This is a genomic window from Methanobrevibacter sp., assembly GCF_045646045.1.
Classification (GTDB): domain Archaea; phylum Methanobacteriota; class Methanobacteria; order Methanobacteriales; family Methanobacteriaceae; genus Methanocatella.
The window spans coordinates 1-13691 of record NZ_JAZRJY010000110.1 but is presented as its reverse complement, the minus strand read 5'-3'; the positions used below and the strand labels follow the sequence as shown (position 1 = coordinate 13691).

Genomic DNA, 13691 nt, shown 5'->3' with positions numbered 1-13691 from the left:
ATAAAGCTAATACAGAAGAATAAAGGGTGTAATTATGGCAAAAGATGAAAAATGGGGTATAGCTAATATTTACTCATCATTCAATAACACTATTATTACTGTAACAGATATTACTGGTGCTGAAACTATTTCACAATGGTCTGGTGGAAAAGTTGTTCGTGCAGACAGACAACAATCCTCACCTTTCGCAGCTATGGCTGCAGCAACCAGAATAGCTGATGATGCTAAAGAAAAAGGATTTATTGGATTACATATTAAAGTAAGAGCTCCTGGTGGAAACGGACCTAGAAGTCCTGGACCTGGTGCACAAGCTACTATCCGTGCTTTAGCAAGAGCTGGAATTAAAATTGGTAAGATAGAAGATATCACTCCAATTCCTCACGACGGTACTGGAAGACCTGGTGGTAAAAGAGGAAGAAGAGTATAAGTGGAAGGGTTTAATATGGAGATAGAAGTAAAAAGCCAAACTGATGATGAAATCGTTTTCATTATCCGTGATGCAGAAGTGCCTTTTGTAAATGCTATTAGAAGAGCAGCTATGGTAAATGTTCCTAAAATAGCTATTGAAGATGTTAATATTATTAGGAATGATTCTGCTATGTTTAATGAGGTACTTGCACATAGACTTGGTTTAACTCCTTTGGTTTCTGATTTAGATGCGATTGAAGGATTATTATTGCCGGAAGATGACGGTTGGTTTGAACCTCAAGGTATTGCATTTAGTTTAAACGAAGTTGGACCTAAGGTAGTTTATTCTAAGGATTTAATATCTTCAGACTCAAAAATTAAACCAGTATACGATACAATTCCTATTGTTAAACTTAAAGATGGCGAAGAACTTAATGTGGAAGCTTATGCAAAAGTTGGTTATGGAAAAAATCATGTAAAATGGATGCCAACTACTGTTTGTGCTTACAAACAATATCCTGAAATTACTTTTAATGATGCAGTGGATATTGATTATGACTGTGCTGATGCATGTCCTAGAGGTGTCTTGAAATCTGATAAAAGGTCAAAAAGAGTCAAAGTCTTTGAAGACGGTGAACTAGTAGAATCAGATGACGGCAATTACTTGTCATCAGACTGTTCAATGTGTAAAAGTTGTGTAAGAGCTTCTATTAACAGGGCCGCTGCAAACGGATCACCTGATAACAGTTATATTAACATAGGATATCGTGAAAATGATTTCATATTTAGAATCGAAACTGATGGATCAATGCCTCCTAAAGAAGTGTTATTAACCGCTTGTGATAAATTAGGTGAAAAAGCAGATAAATTTATCAGTTTTAGTGAGAAGGAGGAGTAAATAATGGTTAAGAAAATTATCAAAACTAATCCTAACCTTATTGAACTTATTAATAAACTTAATAAACAATCAAAAAGTGAAGATGCAGCTATTTGGAAAGATGTTGCTAGTAGACTTAGTAGGTCAAATAGGAGAACTGCAGAAGTAAACTTATCTAATATTAATAGACATGCTGAAGCAGATGAAACTATTTTAGTACCTGGTAAAGTTTTATCTAATGGTGAATTAGACAAAAAAGTAAATGTTGTAGCATTAAAATTCTCAGCTAAAGCACAAGAAAAAATTGAAAGTGCTGGTGGGGAATGCATCTCAATTGATGAGATAATCGAAACTAATCCTAAAGGATCAAACATTAGGATCATTGAATAAATAGGGTGTTAACATGATGATTATTGACGGAGAAGGATGCGTTTTAGGAAGATTAGCTAGTATTACTAGTAAAAATCTTTTAGAAGGCGAAGAAGTAGTAATTATTAATGCTGAAAAAATTATGTTAACTGGTAATAAGGATTGGGCTTATGCTAAATACAAACAAAGAGTGGACAGAGCAAGTATCTCAAACCCTCGTGATTTAGGTCCTAAATATCCTAGAAGACCAGATGATATATTTAGAAGAACTGTAAGAGGAATGTTACCTTTCAAAAAATCAAAAGGTAAAACTGCATACAAAGGTTTAAAAGCATTTGTAGGTGTACCTGCTGAATATGCTGATGCAGAACTTCAAGCAGTTCCTGAAGCAGAATACAAAAATCTTAAAAAAGGTATCGAATTAGGAGAAATCTCCAAACTTTTAGGAGCTACCTTTTAGATAAATGGATGTGTGATTATGGTTAAAGTTATTCATACAAGTGGAAAACGTAAAACAGCTATTGCTCGTGGTACTGTTAAAGAAGGAACAGGTAAAGTTAGAATCAACAGAGTTCCTTTAGAACTTTACTCTCCAGAACTTGCTAATTTAAAATTACAAGAACCATTAAAATTAGCTGGAGATTTAGCTAATGAAGTTGATATTAACATCAATGTTATTGGTGGAGGAGTAATGGGTCAAGCAGAAGCCGCACGTATGGTTATTGCTAAAGGACTTGTACAATGGTCACAAGATATGAATTTAAAAGAAAGATTCATTCAATATGACCGAACTATGTTAGTAGGTGACCCAAGACGTTCCGAACCTAAAAAATACGGTGGTCCTGGAGCAAGAGCACGTAAACAAAAAAGTTACAGATAATTTTATTCTGTACTTTTATATTTTATTAAAATATATAAAAGATGATTTAAATGATTCCTATAAGATGTTTAAGTTGTGGAAAACCAGTATCAGCATATTTTGATGAATACAACAAAAGACTTGCTGAAGGTGAAAAATCTAAAGATATTTTAGATGATTTAGGTTTAACCAGATACTGTTGTAGAAGAATGTTAATTTCTCATGTTGAAACATGGGAATAATTTTACAAGTTGTAGGGATATATAATTATATAAAATTACTCTTGGTAAAATAAAACTTAATTGGAAGTAATATTCATGGAAATAGAAGACTTAACAAGGTTTGAAAAAGCTAGACTTCTTGGAGCTAGAGCAATTCAAATATCTATGGGTGCAAAACCAAAAGTTGAAATTAAAGGTTCTTTAGATCCTATTGATATTGCTCATGAGGAACTTGTTCAAGGGGTTTTACCATTAGATGTAATTAGAAATGATGAATAAATAGTTAATCTATTTATTCCATTAAATTTATTAAAAAAATAAAAAATACCATAATGGCTCTATAAAGAAACTTACTAATTTTTAAGGACTATAGGCTATGTGGTAATAAATCAACTGGCACTGAGGTGTTTTTTTTGGATAGTGTAATAGAAGATGTCCAAGTTCGAAAAATTCTGGACAGCAGAGGTAACCCTACCGTTGAAGTAGACGTAACTACTTGGAATGGTTTTGGTAGAGCTGCTGCGCCTAGTGGAGCGAGTACTGGTTCAAGAGAAGTAGTCTCATTCCCAGAAGGTGGTGTGGATGTTATCGTACGTGAAGTGGAAGACTTTATTGCTTCTGAACTTATTGGTATGGATGCCAATGACATTACTACTATCGACGAAGTATTAAAAGAAGTAGATGGAACTGAAAATTTATCAGCTATTGGTGGAAATACTACTGTAGCAGTTTCCATGGCTGTTGCTAAAGCAGCTGCAGCTTCATCCAATATGCCATTGTATAAATATTTGGGAGGTAACTGGGTTAATGAAATACCTTATCCTCTTGGAAATATGATGAATGGTGGAGCTCATGCAGGTATTAATGCACCTGACATTCAGGAATTTTTAGTTGTTCCTGTCGGAGCTAAAAATATTGTTGATGCAATTTTCGCTAATGCTTCAGTTCATAAAAAATTAAAAGAACTTATCCAATCCAAAGACTCTAATTTCACAGGTGGAAAAGGAGATGAAGGTGGATGGGTACCAAACATTACTAACGATAATGCATTAGAAATTTTAGCTAAAGCATGTGAAGAAGTTGGTGATGAATTAGGTCTTGAGATAAGACCTTCTTTAGATATGGCTGCTTCTGAATTATGGAATTCAGAAAAACAGAAATATGTATATGCTCAAGATGGTGTCGAAAGAGATACCGGCGAACAAATTGAGTTTGTAAAAGACATTATTGATACTTACAATATGTTTTATGTAGAAGATCCATTTGATGAATCTGATTTCGAAGGCTTTGCTCAGTTAACTTCAAAAGTTGGCGATAAATGCCTAATTTGTGGTGATGATTTATTTGTAACAAATAAAGAATTATTATTAAAAGGTATTAAAATGAATGCAGCAAATGCAATTATTATTAAACCGAATCAAATTGGTTCATTATCTGAGACTTATGCGACTGTTAAATTAGCTAAACAACATAATATAGTACCTGTAGTATCTCACAGGTCTGGTGAAACAACTGATGATACAATAGCTCATTTGGCTGTTGGTTTTGCTTCACCTATGATTAAAACAGGTGCTATTGGTGGAGAAAGGATAGCTAAATTAAACGAATTAATTCGCATTGAAGAGGAACTTCCAAATCCGAAAATGGGTCAATTTTAATTATGGAGATTGAAATATGTCAAAAATAACTATTGATTATTCAAAATGTAAAGGCAGTGACTGCGCTGAATGTGCTGATGTTTGTCCTATGGAAGTTTTAGTTCTTAAAGGAGATAAAATAGAAATAGTTGACCCTGACGAATGCAGTTATTGTGAAGTATGTATGGACGTATGTCCAGAAGAATGTGTGAAAGTTGAAGATGACTTTTAAATAAAAACTTAAGGAGATATTAAATATGACAAATGAACTATTAATTGAATTAGACAGCTACTTAGCAGCTGGTTTACACATTGGAACTCAACAAAAAACAAGTGACATGGAAAAATATATATTCAGAGTAAGATCTGATGGTTTATACGTATTAGATATTCAAAAAACCGATGAAAGAATCAGACAAATCGCTAAATTATTAGCAAAATATGATCCTGATGACATTTTAGTAGTAGCAACCAGACAATACGGTCAAGCTCCTGTTAAAAAATTCGGTGAAATCACTGGTGCAAAAACTATTCCTGGCAGATTCATTCCAGGTACCTTAACCAATCCTAATTATGCAAAATTCATTGAACCTAAAATCATTGTTGTAACTGACCCAAGATCAGATGCACAAGCAGTTCTCGAATCAAAACAAAATGGTATTCCTGTTATTGCATTATGTGATACTGAAAACTTACTCAGTTTTGTAGATATTGCAGTACCTGTTAACAACAAAGGTAGAAAAGCTATTGCTTTAGTTTACTGGTTACTTGCAAGACAAATCTTAAGAGAAAGAGGAGACCTTCCAGAAGATGGAGATTTAGATATCGAAGCATCTGATTTCGAACTTAAATTCTAAGTGAATTAAATGATAAGAAAACCTGCTGTAGCCGGATCATTTTATCCGGATAATCCAGAAACACTTAAAAAAACAATTGAGGATTGTTTCATGAGTAAATTCGGGGTCGGATTAATACCCGAATTAAAAACTTTTGATGATAAAGATTATCCTATCAATGTTATGGTTCCGCATGCAGGTTATATATATTCTGGTTCAGTAGCTTCCCATGGCTATTGTCAGATAGTTCAAAACGGTTTTCCTGAAGTTTTTATTATATTAAGTCCTAATCATACTGGTTATGGTAGTGAAATTTCAGTTTTCAATGAAGGGGAATGGATTACTCCTTTAGGCAATGTAAAAATTGATGAAGATTTTGCTGATTCAATTATAGAATGTTCTGATGTGGCATCTCCTGATTTTGATGCTCATCTTTTCGAACACTCTATTGAAGTACAGCTTCCTTTTTTACAATATTTTAGCAATGATTTTAAAATAGTGCCTATTGTTATGGGTTCCCAATCTTTTTCCGCTTCCAATGACCTTGCAAAAGCAATTTTTGACGCTGCTCAAAAGTTAAATAAGTCATATTGTGTTATTGCAAGCACTGATTTATCCCATTTTAACAATCAAGAAAAAGCCAATAAAGTTGATGGCTTTGTTTTAGAGGATATTAAACACATGAATGAGTTTAAGCTTTATGAGGAAATTATTCAGTATAATATAACTATGTGTGGTTATGGTCCAGTTATGACTACAATTGCCCTTTCCAAGATGTGTGATAAGCATAACTGTGAGATTTTTCAATATAAAACTAGTGGTGATGTAACTGGAGATTTAACTTCTGTTGTAGGTTATGCTTCAGGTATTTTTAAATAGGTGTCATTATGAAGGCTATTGCTTCTGCTCCGGCAAAAATGATTTTATTTGGTGAACATTCTGTTGTATATGGCGAACCTGCTATTGCTGGCGCAGTAAATAAAAGAGCTTATGTTGAGATTAAAAAATCTTATAATGATAAGTCTATTTTGAAATCTTATGATTTGAATTTTGAAGTAGAGTTGGATACTCGCCGTAAATCTTATATTTTGAAAAAAGGAAAACCAGGTATCATTAGATATATTTTAGAAGCTTTTCATAGAGTTCATGATCATAGTCCAATTGTAATGACTTTGTCTTCTGAAATACCAATTGGTTCCGGATTAGGTTCTTCTGCTGCAGTTACTGTTGCAACACTTGCGGCTTTATACAGATATCATAATATTCGTTTCAATAAGAAATCCCTTGCTCATGATGCACATATGGTTGAACAGGCAGTTCAGGGTGTTGCATCTCCTTTGGATACATTAGTATCAACTTATGGTGGGCTTGTTTATTTATCCAGAAATAAGACTTTTGAACCATTTAAAGTTAATTTTAATGCTCCTTTTGTTGTAGGTTATACTACAAAACACGGTAATACTGGTAAAATGGTAAAAGATGTTAAAAATCTTAAATCCAGGAATTCCAAAATTATTAATCCAGTTATTACTGCTATGGGTAATTTAACTAATTATGGTAAACAAGCTATTCTTAAAAAGGATTATAAAAAGATAGGGGAATTGATGAATATTAACCACGGTTTTTTAGATGTTTTAGGAGTAAATACTGTGGAATTATCTCGTATGGTTTATACTGCTAGGGAATGTGGAGCAATAGGTTCTAAAATTACCGGTGCCGGTGGTGGTGGAAGTATTATTGCCCTTTGTCCAGGTAAATCCAAAGAAGTTTCAGAAGGTATTTCAAAACAAGATAATGTTTTAAAAGTTAATTTTACTAAACGCGGAGTTTCTTCTAGGGTTTATATGTGATTTTAATGTTTATTCTAAAAATTGGTGGAAGTATCTTAACAAATAAGGATGCACCAGAAAGTGAAGTTGATTCTGTTAACTTAAAAAGAATTGCCGGTGAAATTAAAAAATCTCTGGATAATTCATCCAAGGAATTGATTATAGTTCATGGTGCAGGTTCTTTTGGTCATCCTCCTGCAAAAAAATATAAAATAGGTCAGGATTTTGATGAAAGTGAATATCCTCAAAAAAGAATTGGTTTTTGTGAAATTCAAAATGCAGTTAAGAAATTAAACATGCTTATTTGTGAAGAGTTTATTTCTCAGGGTTTGCCCGTTATTGCAATTCCTGCTTCTTCATTTATCACTGCCAGTTCCAAAAGGATTACTGAAGGTAATTTGGATATTTTTAAAAACTATTTATCAAAAGGATTCATTCCGGTTATTTACGGAGATGTTGTATTGGATACTGATTTGGAATTTTGTGTTATTTCAGGCGATCAGATTATTCAATATTTGGCAAGTAATTTAAACCCTGAAACAGTTGTTTTAGGTACGGACGTTGATGGAGTATATAATAAGAATCCTAAAACACATGACGATGCTGTTTTTTATGAAAAATTCTCATCAATTGAAGATTTGGACGCATTAGAAGGAACTACCAATGTTGATGTAACAGGCGGTATGGTTGGAAAAATTAAAGAACTATTGTTTTTAGCGGATTTGGGGATAGAATCTAAGATAATAAATGCTGAAATTGAAGGTAATATTTATAAAGTTTTAGAAAATGAAGATGTAAAAGGAACTGTTATTTCAAGGAGTAAAACATGATTTCTAATAGAAAATTAGAGCATTTATTAATTTGTAAAAATTATGATGTTGAATTTAAGGATAAAACTACAGGTTTTGAAGATATAGAATTAATACATAATGCTCTTCCTGAAGTTGATAAAAATGAAATTGATTTGTCCACAAACGTTTTTGGTAAAAAATTAAATTCTCCTTTATTTATAACAGCAATTACAGGAGGCCATCCTGCTGCGAAAGAAATCAATAAAGAATTAGCTATTGCTGCAGAAGAAAATAGGATAGCTTTAGGGGTAGGCTCTCAAAGGGCAGCATGTGAACATCCTGAATTGGAAGACACTTATTCTGTTGTCAGGGATAATGCTCCTGACTGTTTATTGGTAGGAAATATCGGTGCTCCTCAATTGAATTTGGCCAATAAAGCTGTTGAAATTTTAGATGCAGATATTTTGGCTATTCATCTAAATCCTCTTCAGGAATCAATTCAACCGGAAGGAGATTTGGATGCTAGAGGATATCTGGAATTAATTTCACAGATTACTGACATAGTTGATATTCCAATTATGGCAAAGGAAACTGGCTGTGGTATATCAGCTGAAACCGCAAAGCAATTGGTTGATGCTGGTGTGGATTACATTGATGTTGAGGGTGCCGGCGGAACAAGCTGGTCTGCTGTTGAAACATACCGATCAGAAGATAAATATTATGGTGAATTATTCTGGGATTGGGGAATTCCAACTGCTATTTCAACTGCTGAGGTTGTAAATACAGTTGATGTTCCAGTTATTTCATCCGGAGGAATAAGGTCAGGTCTTGAAGCTGCTAAAGCCATAGCTCTTGGAGCAGATAGTGTTGGTATGGCTTTACCGTTTTTAAAAAGGTCAATTTCACAAGAGGAATTAAATCAATTTATCACTAAATTTAATGATTCATTAAGAATAGCAATGTTTTTAGTTGGAGCAAACAACATTGAGGAATTAAAACAATCAAAATTAATCATCCGCGGAAAAACAAGAGAATGGCTTAATGAAAGAGGAATTAACACTAAGAATTATTCAAGGAGATAGAAACATATGAGCGTTGAAGTAATCGCAATAGGCGGATACCAGGAAGTCGGTAAAAACATGACCGCTGTCAAGATTGGTGATGATGTTATTATTTTTGATATGGGTATTCATCTTGACAGAATTAGTATGCATGAAGATACAGATATTGACAGAATGCATAGCCTAGATTTAATTGAAAGAGGAGTTATTCCTGACGATACACTGATGAAAGATGTTGATGGAAAAGTAAAAGGAATAGTTTTCTCTCACGGTCACTTAGACCACATTGGAGCTGTAGCTAAATTAGCTCATAGATATGATGCGCCGTTAATTGGAACACCATATACAGCTGCATTAATTGAAAAACAGATTAAGGGAGAACGTAAATTCAAAGTAAAAAACCCTATTAAAGTTTTAAATCCTGGAGGAAAAACAAAACTTTCAAAAAACATTACTTTAGAATTTGTTCAAGCAACCCACAGTATACCTCAAGCAGTATTTCCAGTATTGCATACTCCTGAAGGTATTATTGTATATGCACTTGATTTTAAATTTGATAATCATCAAAAAGTATCTCCACCACCTGATTATAGAAGGTTAAAAGAATTAGGTAGAAAAGGAGTACTTGCATTAATTGTTGAAACTACAAATGCAAAGAATTTCGATGAAGTTAAAACTCATTCTGAACGTATTGCCCGCAATATATTGGAAGATGTGATGAGAGGGCCGTTACATGAAAAAACAGGTATGATTGTCACTACATTTTCTTCACATGTTGAAAGGGTTCAGGCAATTGCAGATATTGCAAAAAAATCCCACAGGGAAATATTTTTCCTTGGAAGATCTATGGAACGTTTCTGTGGAATAGCACAAAAGCACGGAATTTTAAAATTGCCAAAGAATGCTAATATTTATGGAAGTCCTAAAGCAGTTAACAGAGCTTTGATGGAAGCTGATGAAGCTCGTGACAAGTATTTGCTTGTAACTACAGGTCACCAGGGTGAACCTGATGCATTACTTCCAAGAATTGCCAGCGGCAGAACTCCGTTCAATATAAAACCTGGAGATAATGTTATTATTTCTGCACCGATTATTCCAAACCCAACCAATGCTGCAAACAGGCATATTATGGAGAGAAGATTACAGTCTAAAGGTGCAAGAATATATCCGAATGCCCACGTTTCAGGGCATGCCGGAAGAGAAGACCACAGAGAATTCTTACGCATGTTAAAACCACAGCATATCATTCCTGCACACGGAGATTTATCAATGCTTTCAGCTTATGGTGAATTGGCTGAAGAGGAAGGATATAGAATTGGTTATGATGTTCATATTTTAAGAAATTCACAGGCACAAGTTTTTAGAAGTTAAGAGGGATAATATGAGTGATGTAAAAGAGATTTTAGGAAATTATTCATCTGATATTATTAAAACAATTGAGGATGAATTGGCTGTTATTACTCCGAATAATCTTCAAGAGGCTTCAATTTATTTAACTAAGGCTGGAGGCAAAATGCTTAGACCATCCTTAAGTTTAATAACTGCTGAAGCTGTTGGAGGCAAAAGGGATAATGCACTTAAAGCAGGTTCTGCAATAGAACTTATCCATACTTTTTCATTAATTCATGATGATATCATGGATGATGACGATATGAGAAGGGGAATGCCTTCAGTACATAAAGTTTGGGGTGAAGATGTAGCTATTTTGGCAGGAGACACATTGTTTTCAAAAGCATTTGAAATAATCATCAATTCCAATCAGGAAATAAACACTCCAGCTCAAATTAACAAAGCTTTGGCAACTGTTGCTGATGCATGTGTAAAAATATGTGAAGGTCAGGCTTCAGATATGGGCTTTGAAGACCGTTTTGATGTATCCGAAGAAGAGTATATGGAAATGATATTCAAAAAAACTGGTGCATTAATTGCTGCAGCCACTAAGGTTGGAGCTATTATGGGCGGTGCTTCAGATGAAGTTGTGGATGCAATGTATGAATATGGAAGACTTATAGGTCTTGCTTTCCAGATTCAGGATGATTATCTTGACCTTGCAAGTGATGAAGAAACATTAGGTAAGCCTATCGGATCTGATATCGGAAAAGGTAAGATGACTATCATTGCTATCAATGGTCTTTCATCTGCCGGAGATGATAGTGAAAAATTATTGGAAATATTAAAAGATGATAATAATTCACAAGAAGATATAGATTTGGCTATTGAAATTTTAACAAAATGTGGTGCAATTGAATATGCTAGAAATCTTGCACTAGATTCTGTAAATCAGGCAAAAGAAGTACTCGAAATATTACCTGACTCTTCAAGTAAACAAGTACTTTCTGACATTGCTGATTTTGTATTAGAAAGACATTCATAATATCTTTCTATTTTTTTCTATTTTTTTTAACCAGGTATGAATGAAGGATATTTTGAGTCCTCATCTTTTTTAGAATCACTGTCTGAACCACCATCGGATGGAGTTGGACTTGGGCTTGGTGTTGGATTGTTATTGGACTGATTATTGTTTGTTTGGCGTGACCCTTGGTTATTATTACTTTGAATTGTATTTGAACTACTGTCGTCTGTAGTATTGTCTGCAGTGGTGTTGTTAGCGTTGTGTGTGTTTGTAGGTTTTGAAAATTTAACACTGTTTGAAACTCTTTTCAATAAATCTAGGCTATTTGATGTAATCAATAATGAATCTCCAGTATTTTTATTTTCAATAAATATTGAATATGTTCCTGTAGAATTATCATAATATATATTGTTTTCAATTTGCTGTGAGTTTTGAATCTGTTTTGTATTCAGTGATTTAATCGCACTGTTATTTCCGGATTTTTGATGCATGATAGTTAAATTGGAAGAGTTAAATGAAAACTTTGAAATTCCACCGTTCATTGATTCTGCAGTATTTTTTTCATTTGGAACTTCTATTGTACAACTATTACTTATTCTAAGTGTTGTATAACTTCCACTATGTGAATTAACAAGCATAAATGCAGTTAAACAAGCCACAATGGCTAAAATAATAACAATTAAAATAACTAAAATTTGTTTTTGTTTCATGTTATTTCTTATATTTTTCAATATATTTAAATGAATTTTTTTACAAACATTTTTTCATGAAAGGTATAATAGGTTCAATCTGTGGAGATATTATTGGTTCGACCAGAGAATTTTCTCCCATAAAAACAAAAGATTTCAATTTATATGAATTATATTCACATTTTACCGACGATACTGTAATGACATTAGCTATTGCATCATGGCTGCTCAAAGATAAATCATCCAAGGATGTTTTGATTTCAGAGATAAAGAGATTCGGCCTGAAATATCCCAATGCAGGTTATGGCAAAATGTTTTATGAGTGGCTGCATGAGGAAAGCCCTGAGCCTTACGGAAGCTGGGCAAACGGATCTGCGATGAGAGTAAGTCCTGTAGCATGGGTTGCCGATTCATTAAGTGAAGCTCAAGAATTGGCTAAAATGTCATCAATTGTAACTCATGACCATCCTGAGGGAATAAAAGGTGCCCTGGCTACTGGTGATGCAATATTTTTAGCAAGAACCGGCAGCAGCAAGGATGAAATTAAACGTCACATTGAAAAAAATTATAATTATGATTTGGACAGGAAACTTGATGATATAAGGCCATTTTATGATTTTGATGTGTCCTGTGCAGGTTCGGTGCCTGAATCGATAATCTGTTTTTTGGAAGCAGGCGATTATGAAGACACGATTAGAAATGCAGTATCCTTGGGTGGTGATGCCGATACTCAATCAGCAATTGCTGGAGGCATAGCTTCAGCATATTGGGATGTTCCTTCTGAAATATCTGAAAAAGGTATTGAACATTTGGATTCTAATTTGTTGGAAGTATTTAGGGAATTTAGAGAAAAATACGAAAAATAGATGGGGCTTGATTAAGCCCCATATTTTCTTTAACCTGTTTTTTTATTCAATGGAGTATATCTATCACAATTGGTAATGCTTTAGGGGAGGATACAAGTTAAAGTAGTGTGTTTGTATGTACTTTTGATGATTTTTATAGCCAGCATTACCACAGGATTTTTCATAATTGAAGTTTTTGTATGGCAATAATTTCTATTGCCATATTATAATTAGTTCTTTTCAGTATTTAAGACTTTTTATTTTATTTTGGACAATATAACTTCTTTAGAGCAATATTTCATTCATAAAGTAATATTTAACTTTAATGTTTTCTATTTGAACCTAAATTAACATGGGGTATGATTAAAAAGATATGTTCTTGAAACTCGTCATGCCAAAAGATTACTTGAATATAACAACAGCAGTAGTAATTAAGTCCACACAGACTAATATTTCACTCTACACCATTATTGATAATCTTTTAAAAGAATTATCCGTTTCTGAATGGCCATTCACTTTGTCGTTTTTTGTAGATTTTTTGAGCCAAATTTATTCTTATTTTTTCGTTAAATTCTATAATTTTAAAGATAATCATTAAATTAGTAAAATAATCTGGGGATATTAAAATTCAAGAATTTATGTTAATATTGGGGATGTAAGTAAGCACTTGCCGGCGATAATATTTATATGGTTTAAATTTCAATATAATTAAATATAAAAATGAAGTATGCAATAACTTATGCACTTTTTTTTATTATGGGGTTTTTAAAATATGGAGTCTGTAAAATTTTATAGGCTTTTTAAAATTTAATTTTTTTACACTTGAAGTTTTACTTCGATGAAATTCATTCCAATTTTTCTTTAATTTTAATATAAATTGATAAAAAATAGTAAATTACTTAAATAAGTGAGGACA

19 protein-coding genes are annotated in these 13691 nt (G+C 33.2%); 18 read left to right on the top strand and 1 reads right to left on the bottom strand.

Annotated elements, in window-relative coordinates; all coding sequences use genetic code 11:
• The first annotated feature begins 34 nt into the window (after positions 1-34).
• The 16 genes from ACKI5C_RS07465 to idsA all read left to right on the top strand — a co-directional run bounded on the left by ACKI5C_RS07465 (position 35) and on the right by idsA (position 11262).
• Positions 35-427, top strand: coding sequence for a 30S ribosomal protein S11 (locus ACKI5C_RS07465; protein WP_296884520.1), 393 nt, complete (start codon positions 35-37; stop codon positions 425-427).
• Positions 428-442: 15 nt separating this feature from the next.
• Entirely contained in the window at positions 443-1306 is an 864-nt protein-coding gene (locus ACKI5C_RS07460; protein ID WP_407432533.1) for a DNA-directed RNA polymerase subunit D, read from the top strand.
• Between the two features lie 3 nt (positions 1307-1309).
• Positions 1310-1675 (top strand): 50S ribosomal protein L18e, encoded by a 366-nt coding sequence (locus ACKI5C_RS07455; protein ID WP_296884519.1) that lies wholly within the window; start codon positions 1310-1312, stop codon positions 1673-1675.
• A 16-nt stretch (positions 1676-1691) separates the two neighbouring features.
• A complete protein-coding gene (locus tag ACKI5C_RS07450; RefSeq protein WP_407432534.1) occupies positions 1692-2114 on the top strand; it encodes a 50S ribosomal protein L13 in 423 nt (140 codons plus the stop codon).
• An 18-nt stretch (positions 2115-2132) separates the two neighbouring features.
• Positions 2133-2534, top strand: a complete 402-nt coding sequence (locus ACKI5C_RS07445) for a 30S ribosomal protein S9 (RefSeq protein WP_407432532.1) — start codon at positions 2133-2135, stop codon at positions 2532-2534.
• A 50-nt stretch (positions 2535-2584) separates the two neighbouring features.
• Positions 2585-2755, top strand: coding sequence for a DNA-directed RNA polymerase subunit N (locus ACKI5C_RS07440; RefSeq protein ID WP_296795110.1), 171 nt, complete (start codon positions 2585-2587; stop codon positions 2753-2755).
• A 60-nt stretch (positions 2756-2815) separates the two neighbouring features.
• Positions 2816-3013, top strand: coding sequence for a DNA-directed RNA polymerase subunit K (locus ACKI5C_RS07435; protein WP_296795107.1), 198 nt, complete (start codon positions 2816-2818; stop codon positions 3011-3013).
• Between the two features lie 134 nt (positions 3014-3147).
• A complete protein-coding gene (gene eno, locus ACKI5C_RS07430; protein WP_407432531.1) occupies positions 3148-4392 on the top strand; it encodes a phosphopyruvate hydratase in 1245 nt (414 codons plus the stop codon).
• A 16-nt stretch (positions 4393-4408) separates the two neighbouring features.
• A complete protein-coding gene (locus tag ACKI5C_RS07425; protein ID WP_296795101.1) occupies positions 4409-4603 on the top strand; it encodes a 4Fe-4S binding protein in 195 nt (64 codons plus the stop codon).
• Positions 4604-4628: 25 nt separating this feature from the next.
• Positions 4629-5228 carry a 30S ribosomal protein S2 gene (rpsB, locus tag ACKI5C_RS07420; protein WP_407432530.1) on the top strand — a complete coding sequence of 200 codons (600 nt, stop codon included), beginning with the start codon at positions 4629-4631 and terminating at the stop codon, positions 5226-5228.
• Between the two features lie 9 nt (positions 5229-5237).
• The gene (amrB, locus tag ACKI5C_RS07415; protein ID WP_407432529.1) at positions 5238-6086 is read left to right on the top strand and encodes an AmmeMemoRadiSam system protein B; all 849 of its coding nucleotides are present in this window, start codon (positions 5238-5240) and stop codon (positions 6084-6086) included.
• Between the two features lie 8 nt (positions 6087-6094).
• Positions 6095-7057 (top strand): mevalonate kinase, encoded by a 963-nt coding sequence (gene mvk / locus ACKI5C_RS07410; RefSeq protein WP_407432528.1) that lies wholly within the window; start codon positions 6095-6097, stop codon positions 7055-7057.
• Positions 7058-7062: 5 nt separating this feature from the next.
• The gene (locus ACKI5C_RS07405; protein ID WP_407432527.1) at positions 7063-7866 is read left to right on the top strand and encodes an isopentenyl phosphate kinase; all 804 of its coding nucleotides are present in this window, start codon (positions 7063-7065) and stop codon (positions 7864-7866) included.
• The gene (gene fni / locus ACKI5C_RS07400; RefSeq protein ID WP_407432526.1) at positions 7863-8909 is read left to right on the top strand and encodes a type 2 isopentenyl-diphosphate Delta-isomerase; all 1047 of its coding nucleotides are present in this window, start codon (positions 7863-7865) and stop codon (positions 8907-8909) included. The genes ACKI5C_RS07405 and fni overlap by 4 nt, the downstream gene beginning before the upstream one ends.
• A gap of 6 nt (positions 8910-8915) precedes the next feature.
• Complete coding sequence (locus ACKI5C_RS07395) at positions 8916-10259, top strand: RNase J family beta-CASP ribonuclease (protein WP_296889722.1); 1344 nt, start codon at positions 8916-8918, stop codon at positions 10257-10259.
• A gap of 10 nt (positions 10260-10269) precedes the next feature.
• Positions 10270-11262 carry a short chain isoprenyl diphosphate synthase IdsA gene (gene idsA / locus ACKI5C_RS07390; RefSeq protein WP_407432525.1) on the top strand — a complete coding sequence of 331 codons (993 nt, stop codon included), beginning with the start codon at positions 10270-10272 and terminating at the stop codon, positions 11260-11262.
• A 26-nt stretch (positions 11263-11288) separates the two neighbouring features.
• Here idsA and ACKI5C_RS07385 read toward each other — a convergent pair whose 3' ends face one another.
• Entirely contained in the window at positions 11289-11951 is a 663-nt protein-coding gene (locus tag ACKI5C_RS07385; protein WP_407432524.1) for a hypothetical protein, read from the bottom strand.
• Positions 11952-12007: 56 nt separating this feature from the next.
• Between ACKI5C_RS07385 and ACKI5C_RS07380 the strand changes: the two genes are divergently transcribed.
• Positions 12008-12796 carry an ADP-ribosylglycohydrolase family protein gene (locus ACKI5C_RS07380; protein WP_407432523.1) on the top strand — a complete coding sequence of 263 codons (789 nt, stop codon included), beginning with the start codon at positions 12008-12010 and terminating at the stop codon, positions 12794-12796.
• Between the two features lie 352 nt (positions 12797-13148).
• On the top strand, positions 13149-13373 hold the full coding sequence (locus tag ACKI5C_RS07375; RefSeq protein ID WP_407432522.1) for a hypothetical protein: 225 nt from the start codon (positions 13149-13151) through the stop codon (positions 13371-13373).
• Positions 13374-13691 lie beyond the last annotated feature (318 nt).

What these genes read in the sequence shown, in the direction of transcription:
- ACKI5C_RS07465 (WP_296884520.1), top strand. Translation starts at nt 35, where the DNA reads ATGGCAAAAGATGAAAAATGGGGTATAGCTAATATTTACTCATCATTC.
- ACKI5C_RS07460 (WP_407432533.1), top strand. Translation starts at nt 443, where the DNA reads ATGGAGATAGAAGTAAAAAGCCAAACTGATGATGAAATCGTTTTCATT.
- ACKI5C_RS07455 (WP_296884519.1), top strand. Translation starts at nt 1,310, where the DNA reads ATGGTTAAGAAAATTATCAAAACTAATCCTAACCTTATTGAACTTATT.
- ACKI5C_RS07450 (WP_407432534.1), top strand. Translation starts at nt 1,692, where the DNA reads ATGATTATTGACGGAGAAGGATGCGTTTTAGGAAGATTAGCTAGTATT.
- ACKI5C_RS07445 (WP_407432532.1), top strand. Translation starts at nt 2,133, where the DNA reads ATGGTTAAAGTTATTCATACAAGTGGAAAACGTAAAACAGCTATTGCT.
- ACKI5C_RS07440 (WP_296795110.1), top strand. Translation starts at nt 2,585, where the DNA reads ATGATTCCTATAAGATGTTTAAGTTGTGGAAAACCAGTATCAGCATAT.
- ACKI5C_RS07425 (WP_296795101.1), top strand. Translation starts at nt 4,409, where the DNA reads ATGTCAAAAATAACTATTGATTATTCAAAATGTAAAGGCAGTGACTGC.
- rpsB (WP_407432530.1), top strand. Translation starts at nt 4,629, where the DNA reads ATGACAAATGAACTATTAATTGAATTAGACAGCTACTTAGCAGCTGGT.
- amrB (WP_407432529.1), top strand. Translation starts at nt 5,238, where the DNA reads ATGATAAGAAAACCTGCTGTAGCCGGATCATTTTATCCGGATAATCCA.
- mvk (WP_407432528.1), top strand. Translation starts at nt 6,095, where the DNA reads ATGAAGGCTATTGCTTCTGCTCCGGCAAAAATGATTTTATTTGGTGAA.
- ACKI5C_RS07405 (WP_407432527.1), top strand. Translation starts at nt 7,063, where the DNA reads ATGTTTATTCTAAAAATTGGTGGAAGTATCTTAACAAATAAGGATGCA.
- fni (WP_407432526.1), top strand. Translation starts at nt 7,863, where the DNA reads ATGATTTCTAATAGAAAATTAGAGCATTTATTAATTTGTAAAAATTAT.
- ACKI5C_RS07395 (WP_296889722.1), top strand. Translation starts at nt 8,916, where the DNA reads ATGAGCGTTGAAGTAATCGCAATAGGCGGATACCAGGAAGTCGGTAAA.
- idsA (WP_407432525.1), top strand. Translation starts at nt 10,270, where the DNA reads ATGAGTGATGTAAAAGAGATTTTAGGAAATTATTCATCTGATATTATT.
- ACKI5C_RS07385 (WP_407432524.1), bottom strand. Translation starts at nt 11,951, where the DNA reads ATGAAACAAAAACAAATTTTAGTTATTTTAATTGTTATTATTTTAGCC.
- ACKI5C_RS07380 (WP_407432523.1), top strand. Translation starts at nt 12,008, where the DNA reads ATGAAAGGTATAATAGGTTCAATCTGTGGAGATATTATTGGTTCGACC.
- ACKI5C_RS07375 (WP_407432522.1), top strand. Translation starts at nt 13,149, where the DNA reads ATGTTCTTGAAACTCGTCATGCCAAAAGATTACTTGAATATAACAACA.